At 53.4% G+C, this 8662-nt stretch carries 4 protein-coding genes; all 4 read left to right on the forward strand.

All coding sequences use genetic code 11. From position 1 onward, the window contains the following. Window positions 1–310: 310 nt before the first annotated feature. Complete coding sequence (locus tag IQ260_RS05800; protein WP_228015602.1) at window positions 311–1204, forward strand: DUF11 domain-containing protein; 894 nt, start codon at window positions 311–313, stop codon at window positions 1202–1204. After that, the gene (locus IQ260_RS05805) at window positions 1204–4698 is read left to right on the forward strand and encodes a porin family protein (RefSeq protein ID WP_193991702.1); all 3495 of its coding nucleotides are present in this window, start codon (window positions 1204–1206) and stop codon (window positions 4696–4698) included. The genes IQ260_RS05800 and IQ260_RS05805 overlap by 1 nt, the downstream gene beginning before the upstream one ends. An 11-nt stretch (window positions 4699–4709) precedes the next feature. Beyond that, window positions 4710–6767 (forward strand): OmpA family protein, encoded by a 2058-nt coding sequence (locus IQ260_RS05810; protein WP_228015604.1) that lies wholly within the window; start codon window positions 4710–4712, stop codon window positions 6765–6767. A 99-nt stretch (window positions 6768–6866) separates the two neighbouring features. Then, the coding region (locus IQ260_RS05815; RefSeq protein WP_193991707.1) for a hypothetical protein at window positions 6867–8662 on the forward strand (1796 nt) is incomplete at its 3' end.

The following is an 8662-nucleotide window of genomic DNA, read 5'->3' on the forward strand; positions in this document are numbered from 1 at the left end:
TTCCTTGATTTATTAGGGTGTTGAACATCGGTGGTAAGTGGTTTTCCTTAGGTTTTCAGTAAATGTTAGTTGGAGTATTTACGGAGCATTTTGCAACTTGGCTGCAGTTGGCTACAGACTGTGTGCGCTCAAGGTTGCGTGTAATTCCAGATAGTTGCTTCGAGTTGCGTGTACATAAAAGCTGAATGTTACTAGCTATTTGCCTTGTTGTTGGTGCCTGTGAGGGGTCATGAGAGTTTTGAAAAATCGTCCTAGAGGTGCCGTTCGGCACTTGTTGAAATCTGTAAGTTTTTTCTTAGTGGGTGTTCTGATGAGCACCCTATTGATTTATATCCAGACCCCTGTAATGCCAGTGGGTGCTCAAGTTCAGATTGAAAATACTGTCTCTGGCGCATTTGATGATCCGAGTAGTCCTAATCGGCCTAGGGTAGTCGCTCCGGGTAACACCACAACAATTGGAGTCCCCGCCATTGAGAATCAGCTACTGCGGCTGACCAAAACAGCCGACAAGTCAGCGGCTGAACCCGGTGATGTGGTCGTTTATCGACTACTTGTAGAAAACTTGAGTAATGTTCCAGCCACTCCCTTAACCGTTGTGGATAATTTGCCACGAGGGTTGGAATATATCGACGACTCGGTCAACACGGCCCCCACGCCTCCTACGCTGACATCCTTTACTCCTTCAGGTAGGCAGCTCAATTTTGAATTTGATTCCTTAGCAGCCAGCAGCAGCGTTCAAATTCTTTATGCAGTCACCCTGACGCCTGATTCCGTCCGTGGATCTGGTGTCAACGTGGCCTCAGCCTCAGCTCCTGGCTTCCCAACGGTCCAGGCTGAGTTTCGATTAACGATCCGCCCTGGCATCTTGTCCGACTGCGGCACTATTATTGGCCGCGTCTTTGTAGATAAAAACTTTGACGGTGAACAGCAAACAGGTGAGGCCGGTGTGCCTAACGCGGTCATCTATCTAGATGACGGAAATCGCATCATTGCCGATCCAGATGGCCTCTTCTCCATGGCCAATGTGGTATCCGGTAATCGCGTTGGTGTGCTTGATCTGAGTAGTTTGCCGGGTTACACCTTGGCCCCCAACCTCTACCGCCTAGAAAACAACAGTCAGTCTCGATTGGTTCGCTTAGAACCCGGCGGTCTGGCGCGTATGAACTTTGCAGTAACACCGACCTACGGGGAGGGCCAGAACTAATGATGATGCGTCTGTTATCTAATTCAATTTGTCTAGGTCTGTTCACTACCCTGACAGGTGTGGTAGCTCTGCTGCAGCCGGTTCAAGCATCCCAGGCATCGGCAGCGTCACCCGAGTCGGTGGTTTCCAGTGATGCGGTTTCCAGTAACGCGGTTGCCAGTGATGCGGTTGCCAGTGGCGATGGCACGTCCGGTCTATTGGCCCAAGCCAGTGATGATTTACCCAGTGATTTGCTCGATGCTAATACGCTGCCCATAGAAGAAGATCCGGGTGAAGCAGAAGGATTTATCGATGAAACCATTATTCGTCAGGTGCCCAGCACTCTGCCCCCGCTAATTCGTGACGAGCTGGGTGATGAGTTAACCCTGGAGATTTTTCCAGCGGGTGAATCGTTTATTCCAGCGGATGGTCGCTCCACCCTGGGCATAACGGGATCAATTCTGGATGACTCTGGACGACCCGTGCAAAAGGACGTGGTAGTCACCCTGACTGCCTCAGCTGGCACCTTTATTGGGGCAGACTACGATATTGATCGGGGTGGGTTTCAGGTATTGGCTCGTCAAGGAGAGTTCAATGTCGAACTGCGATCCTCTCTGGATGCTCAAAGTGTTACTGTGCGGGCCAGTGCGCCAGCCCGTGAGGCGCTCGGTTTAGTCGGGGATGAGGCGACGGCTCGACAGCCCGTGGCTGATCTAGATGGCTACACTCGGGTAAATTTCACCACCCCCTATCGCCCCTCACTGGTGGCAGGTGTGGTTGACTTTCGGTTTGGGCCGGGTGCCACAGATTTCTGGGGTCGCTATGCAGATTTCCTGGATCCAGGGGATATCGGCGACTATGAAGCTGACCTAGATGCGGGTATCTTTGCCACTGGCACTATTGGCGATTGGCTGCTGACAGCGGCGTTTAATAGCGATCGCGCTTTAAACGAACGGTGTAATGACAATCGTCTTTTCCGGGATGTGCAAAGCTGTGAGCAGACCTATCCCACCTATGGCGATAGCTCCACCACAGACTTTTTAACACCGTCCATCGACAGTTTCTATGTGCGGTTTGAGCAAGATTCTCAGATCGTAGGCTACGAACCCAACTTCTTTATGTGGGGCGACTATGATACGGCAGAATTTTCTCGGTTCTCCCAGGAATTTTCTGCCTTAAATCGTCAGCTCCACGGCTTTAAAGGGAATTACACTCTGGCCAATGGACTGCAGCTGACGGCGCTTTATGCCAACAATCTGCGGGCGCTGCAGCGGGATACGATTGTGCCCGATGGCACCAGCGGTTACTACTTCCTTTCCAGACGGCTCGTCCTAGCTGGCAGTGAGGATCTCTTCTTTGAGGTAGAAGAACTCAACCGACCGGGAACCGTGATTGAACGGGTACGTTTGGTACGCGGTGTGGACTACACCATTGACTACGATCGCGGGGCTATCTTGTTTAACAGTCCGGTGTCTGCGGTAGATGCCAATCCCTTTGGTCCAGCCCTGGTACGGCGGATTGTGGCCACCTACCAAATAGATGGCGATGACGACGATGGCAATTTGTTTGGTGGACGGCTGCAGTACAACTTTGATACCAGTCTGGAGTCGCCTAGCTGGGTGGGGGCCTCGGCCATTTTTGAAGACCAGGGAGCCCAGGATTTTAGTCTATTGGGAGTGGATGCCCTGATTCAGCTGGGGGACAGTGGCCAGTTAGTGGCTGAGCTGGCCCGTTCCTCTTTGGACAACCCTACCGTTGATGAAACCGGTACAGCCATTCGGGTAGAGGCCACAGGGAGCATTACCCCTGACCTGGCAGGAACTGCCTACTTTAGAGAAGCCGACAGCGGTTTCCGTAATACGGCCACCACTAGCTTTAGGGCAGGACAAACCCGGTGGGGTGGTCAGCTGGGGTATAACCTGGGCGAAAATACTCAGCTACAGGTCCAGTTTGACCGTGAGCGCAACCAGGGGAATGAAGACCTGATTCCAACCACGTTAGACCAGCTGATTAATCCAGGCTTGGTGCGGACGGATGGGGCGACGGTCAATAACTCCATCACCACGGTACGTGCTGGAGTCCAGCAGCAGTTTGGGGCGCTGACGGGGAATTTGGACTGGGTGTATCGCGATCGCAACGACCGTGTAACCGGTGCCGATATTGAATCGAGTCAGCTCTCAGCTGGCTTGACCTGGCCCCTGGCCGAGAAGGTAACCCTCCGAGCCCAGACAGATATTGCCCTGGGTGATGAAGATGAAGCTTATCCTGGTCAAACTGCCGTGGGTGTGGATTGGGATGTCCTGCCAGAAGTCACCCTGCGATTTGCCCAGCGCTTCTTCCATGACGATGACGTCACCCCCGATGCCCTTACCACGGTGGATGCGCTAGTCAACTACGACCTGACCGATAACACTCATCTGACCGGGCGCTACTCCATTTTGGGCGCAAACAACGGCATGACGGGTCAGGGGGCTCTAGGGCTAAATCACCGCATCAACTTGGCGCCAGGTCTCCACGCAGATTTAGGCTTTCAGCGGATTTTTGGTAGCAGCCTGTCCTCCATTACTGGCGGTACCCGAGTGCTTCAGCCCTATGCTGTTGGTCAGTCAGCCGCATCCCTCGGCATCGTCAGCGGCACTACCTACACGTTGGGGCTGGAGTACACCGACAATTCTGATTTTCAGGCCAGTGCCCGGTTTGAACATCGAGATTCTGAAGACGGCAACAATACCGTGGTAACGGCCTCAGCCGCCGGTAAGCTGTCCTCAGCATTGACTACCCTGGCTCGGATTGAACATGCCAACTTTGCGAACCAGGCAATTACAGATCGGCTCAATAGCTCCACCAGTGCTCGCTTGGGATTGGCCTACCGCAACCCCCATAGCGATAAGTTCAACGGCTTATTGAGCTATGAATATGCCATCAACCCGTCCAGTACCCCCAACACGTTGCTCGTGGGAGCGGGTTCAGATTCGATCCAGGAGCACACCCTGGCCATGGAGGGGATCTATGCCCCCAGCTGGCGTTGGGAGTTTTACGGCAAATATGCTCTGCGGGCGACTAATGCCGATCTAGATTCGCTGGGGGTGTCATCCACCAACGCTATTCACCTGGGTCAGTTGAGAGCCACCCACCGCTTTGCCTACCGTTGGGATGTCACCGGAGAGGTGCGCTATATCACCCAGCCTGAAACCAACTATGACGAAGTTGGGTTTGCCCTGGAAGCAGGCTATTACATGACACCGGATCTGCGTCTCGGTGTGGGTTACAGCTTTGGCAGCGTCAACGACCGTTCTTTAGGGGGCAGCGGCTACCGCACCGATGATGGTCCCTACATAGGCGTCACGTTCAAAGTTAACGAGCTGTGGGATCAGTTTGGATTACAGCAGGTGGCTCCCGAGCAGCAAGAAGAATCCCTAGTGGAGGCGGATAGTTCGCCGCCGCCCAGCGAACCGGTCAGTCAGGTTCCTATTTCAACTGAGGTCACACAGACAACTGACGGGGGTGAGGAGTAATGAAATCAACCATGAATGTATCCAAGCGAATAGCCACCTTGGCGGTGACTCTGCCGCTGGCGGTCCTAACCGCTAGGGCAGCGGTCGCCCAGGAGACTACACCCTATGCGGTTATTGTGAATTCAGCTGACGATGGCGAAATTCGACCCGATGATGGGCTGACATTGCGAGAAGCGATTGAAGTGGTCAATGGCACCTTGCCGATTACTGACCTGAGTAGCGCTGAGCGGGCTAGGGTGACACCAGCGGCCAGTCCCACCATTAATTTCAGCTTGGCGGGCGACACTACTATTGCACTTGTAGAACAGCTGCCGCCGCTGATGACCCCAGGCACATTAGTAGATGGCGGTAGCCAGCCCGGATATGGCCCGCTTTCAACGACAGATACGATGGTCACACCCGTTCCCACTCCGGTGGTTGCCCTGACATCCGCTGCTGGAGCTGAAGTTCCTCGGGGGTTGACGATTACGGCTGATGACGTGACGGTGCGGGGTCTCAGTCTCTATGGCTTTTCAGCCAGACACCGCTCCACCGAGACGACTCCACCTGCTGATATTTTTATTACTCATCTGCCACCGCCTGTGGATGCGGGTTTGCCCGATCCCCCTGGCTGGCGGACGCTGCGTCCCGATGCGGATTCGGATGCTCCGGTCGGTGTGGTGATTGAAGATAGCTGGTTGGGAATGTCGCCGTCGGGACAGATGCCGCCTGAAGAACAGATGTCGGCCCTCGGTGTGTTCGTATTTAACGGCATCGATACGGTGATCCAGCGCAACCGGATTGAGTTTCATGAGGGTAGCGGCATTATTACCGGTGCCCAGGCCATGGGTATGGACGTGACCGAAAACACGATGCGGACTAACGGTGTGGCCGGTATTCCCGATGGGATTCGTCTGGATGGCAACATCGACGGGGCTGAAATCCATGGCAACCTGATGTGCGGCACCGACGGTAGCGGTGTTTTTATGTTTAAGCCGGAAGGGTCAGCTCGAATTTATGGCAATGACATCCGGTTTAACGGACGGCGGTTTAGACGGGCCGCGGTCTATCTCATGGGTAGCGGTCACGAGGTGTTTTCCAATGTAATTCAGCATCAACCAGGACCGGGAGTTGCGATCGCAGCCTACCCTCGTAACGAAGGCAATATCATTCGTGACAATCAGTTTGCGGCCCTAGATGGTCTCAGTGTTGACCTGGGCCATAACGACGAAAGTGGAATTCAAGATTTCCAGCGTACCGACGGTCCTAACCCGCCGCGTAATTCCTCGATGCGACGTCGAGATACGGCAAACGGAGCCGTCAACGCCCCTGAATTTGACAGCTATACCTTTCCGGTTAACGGCGCTCAAGCAACTCTCAGTGGCAAGGCCGATCCGGGAACTGCCGTTGATATCTATACCGTTGTTGACCGCAAGGGGTATTACGGGGCGCTGAATCAGTATGTTGGCTCTGTCACCGCCGATGAAACGGGTAGCTTTAGCGCTAGCGTTGAGGTACCAGAAGGGACGTTGCTGAGTGCGATCGCAACCGACGACACCTACGGCACCTCCGAACCCTCCGCCATTACCGCCGTTGGCACCCTGGGAGACGGGCCTACAAGTTCGGCTCTCCCTAGCTGTGAGATCGCCCAAGATCCTCCCCCAGAGCCGGAGCCAGAGCTACCGCCAGAGCCTGTGATCCTCCGCATCCCTCGCAACATTCACTTTGCCCTCGACAAGTCAGATATCTCGCTTGAATCTGCCGCCATCATGGACGAGATTGTTGCTGTCTTACAGGAATATCCCTTTATCACCGTTGAACTCCAGGGCCACACGGATCCTCGGGCCAGCAATGCCTACAACCAGGCCTTGGGTGAACGGCGGGCACTAGCAGCCAGAAACTATCTGCTACAGCAAGGGGTTGCCGCAGAACGTATGCGCATTCGATCCTTTGGTGAAACGCAGCGGGTATCGAGCGGCACTGGACGCATTGACTATGCCCGCGATCGCCGTACTGAGTTTATCTTCACTGATACTCGTGGTCTCGACATCATCTACGAAAACTTAGAAACAGATTTACAGCTTGAATAAGGCCTACTTTGACTTGTCAACCTGTCGGTATTAGTAGAGAACTCAACCGTGAAAATTTGTCATAATCGTTCCAAGAAAAAACACGTCCAAGGTCTTCCCTTGGCTGACATAGGCCGTTTTAAGCAGGCATGGAGTAAAGGTAAAGGCCATGCCCTGGCTTGGAGTTTGTCTCTTTTTAGTCTGTTGGCCTTAGCTCCCGCAGCTCAAGCTCAGACCCCCGTCGTCCTAGATTGGGGAACAGGTGTAGCCGGCGAAGCCGTTGGCTTTCCTGCAGGAACCACTACGAACACCTATACAAATGTTGAGGGTAGTGGGGTAGATGTCCGAGTCACGGTTTTAAACGCCGTAACCAATAGTCCTAATCCAAATCTCAACCTGGGGGATTCTGATTTTGTTGGGCCTTCTCCTCCGGATCAAACCTTACTTATTCCCCTCTCAGGTGTGAACGGTGCCGAAGCTACAATTACCATCGAATACTTTTTAACCGGTACCCTCACTCCGGTTAACGTAACCGATGCCTCTTTCTTGATCCATGATTTAGATATCCTTTTCAACGGTGGGACGGTATCTTGGCAGGATGAAGTCGAAGTATCTGCAACTTCGGGAGGCAATCCTGTAACTGGGATTACAGCGGGTGGTGAAGCGGCCCCTGCAGGAATATTTAACCAAGAGGTTATAGGGGCAAACTCGGTCACCATTACGGGGGTTGCTCCAGGAGATAACCCCAATGCGCCTACCCAAAATGCTAACTCACCGAGGCAGCCAGGGGTCAATAACGCCACCACCACAGGTGCATTTACAGAAGGAGATGCAACCGTTAACTTTGCAAATCCACTGGACACAATGACACTTGTATTCCGTAATGGTCCAGGTACCCAGGACTTTGCCTCCCATGCCATTTCCATCAGTGATATTTTCTTTACAGCGCCTACCTTGACCCCAACGACACCGGTCATCGGTGTCGCTAAGCAGGTATCTGAGGGACCAACAGAGTCCGCTCCAGGCAGTGGGCTTTTTGACATTACCTACTCGATTGTTGTCGAAAATTTAGGCAATGAAGCCCTCAACTCTGTGCAATTGGTTGAGAGCTTTACAGACCCCACCCTAACTCCACCGGGACCCACGTTTGGACCGGGTAACATTGTTACTTCTACCATCGGCACCATCACACCTGCTGGAGGGGCTAGTGTAACCGCTAACCCTGCCTATAATGTGTCCGCCACTGGCCCAGTTGACGCCAATTTATTGGCGGCGGGCTCAACACTACCTATTGGTGCTAGTGCCACTATCCCCGTTACAGTCCGAGTCGATTCCACCCAGCCTGATTTTCCAGCTGACGGTGGCGATGGCTATAACAATCAGGTCACTGCATCAGGGATTGGAGCAACCAGCGATAACCCGGTGAATGATTTATCTGATGATGGTGTAGACCCAGACCCTGATGCCGATGGTAATCCTGGTGGGGCAGATGAAGGCGATCCTACCCCGGTTACTTTCCCGGCAGAAGCCCCTGCTATCGGTGTATCCAAACGAGTTGTTTCAGCTATAACTCAGCCCGATGGTGACTTTGAGGTGGTGTATGAAACCACGGTCGAAAACCTAGGCAACGTCACATTAAACAGCGTTCAGCTTACGGAAGATTTAAATAATACTTACGGTCCAGGGGCCTTTTCTATTATCGGTGCCCCCACATTTGCTGCCCGTAACGTAGCCAATGAGGTGGCCCTAACTCCCAATCCTGGATTTGATGCGGGTGACGCGCCCACCGTCGATATCAACATTCTGGCAGCAGGCCAGACGCTCCAGGTCGGTCAAATCTCCACCTTCCAATTTACTGTCGAAGTGGAAAGCGATCTAATTACGACGCCTGATACCTTCTTTAATCAAATTGACGC

This window comes from Leptolyngbya cf. ectocarpi LEGE 11479 (genome assembly GCF_015207065.1).
Taxonomy (GTDB): domain Bacteria; phylum Cyanobacteriota; class Cyanobacteriia; order Phormidesmidales; family Phormidesmidaceae; genus Leptothoe; species Leptothoe ectocarpi.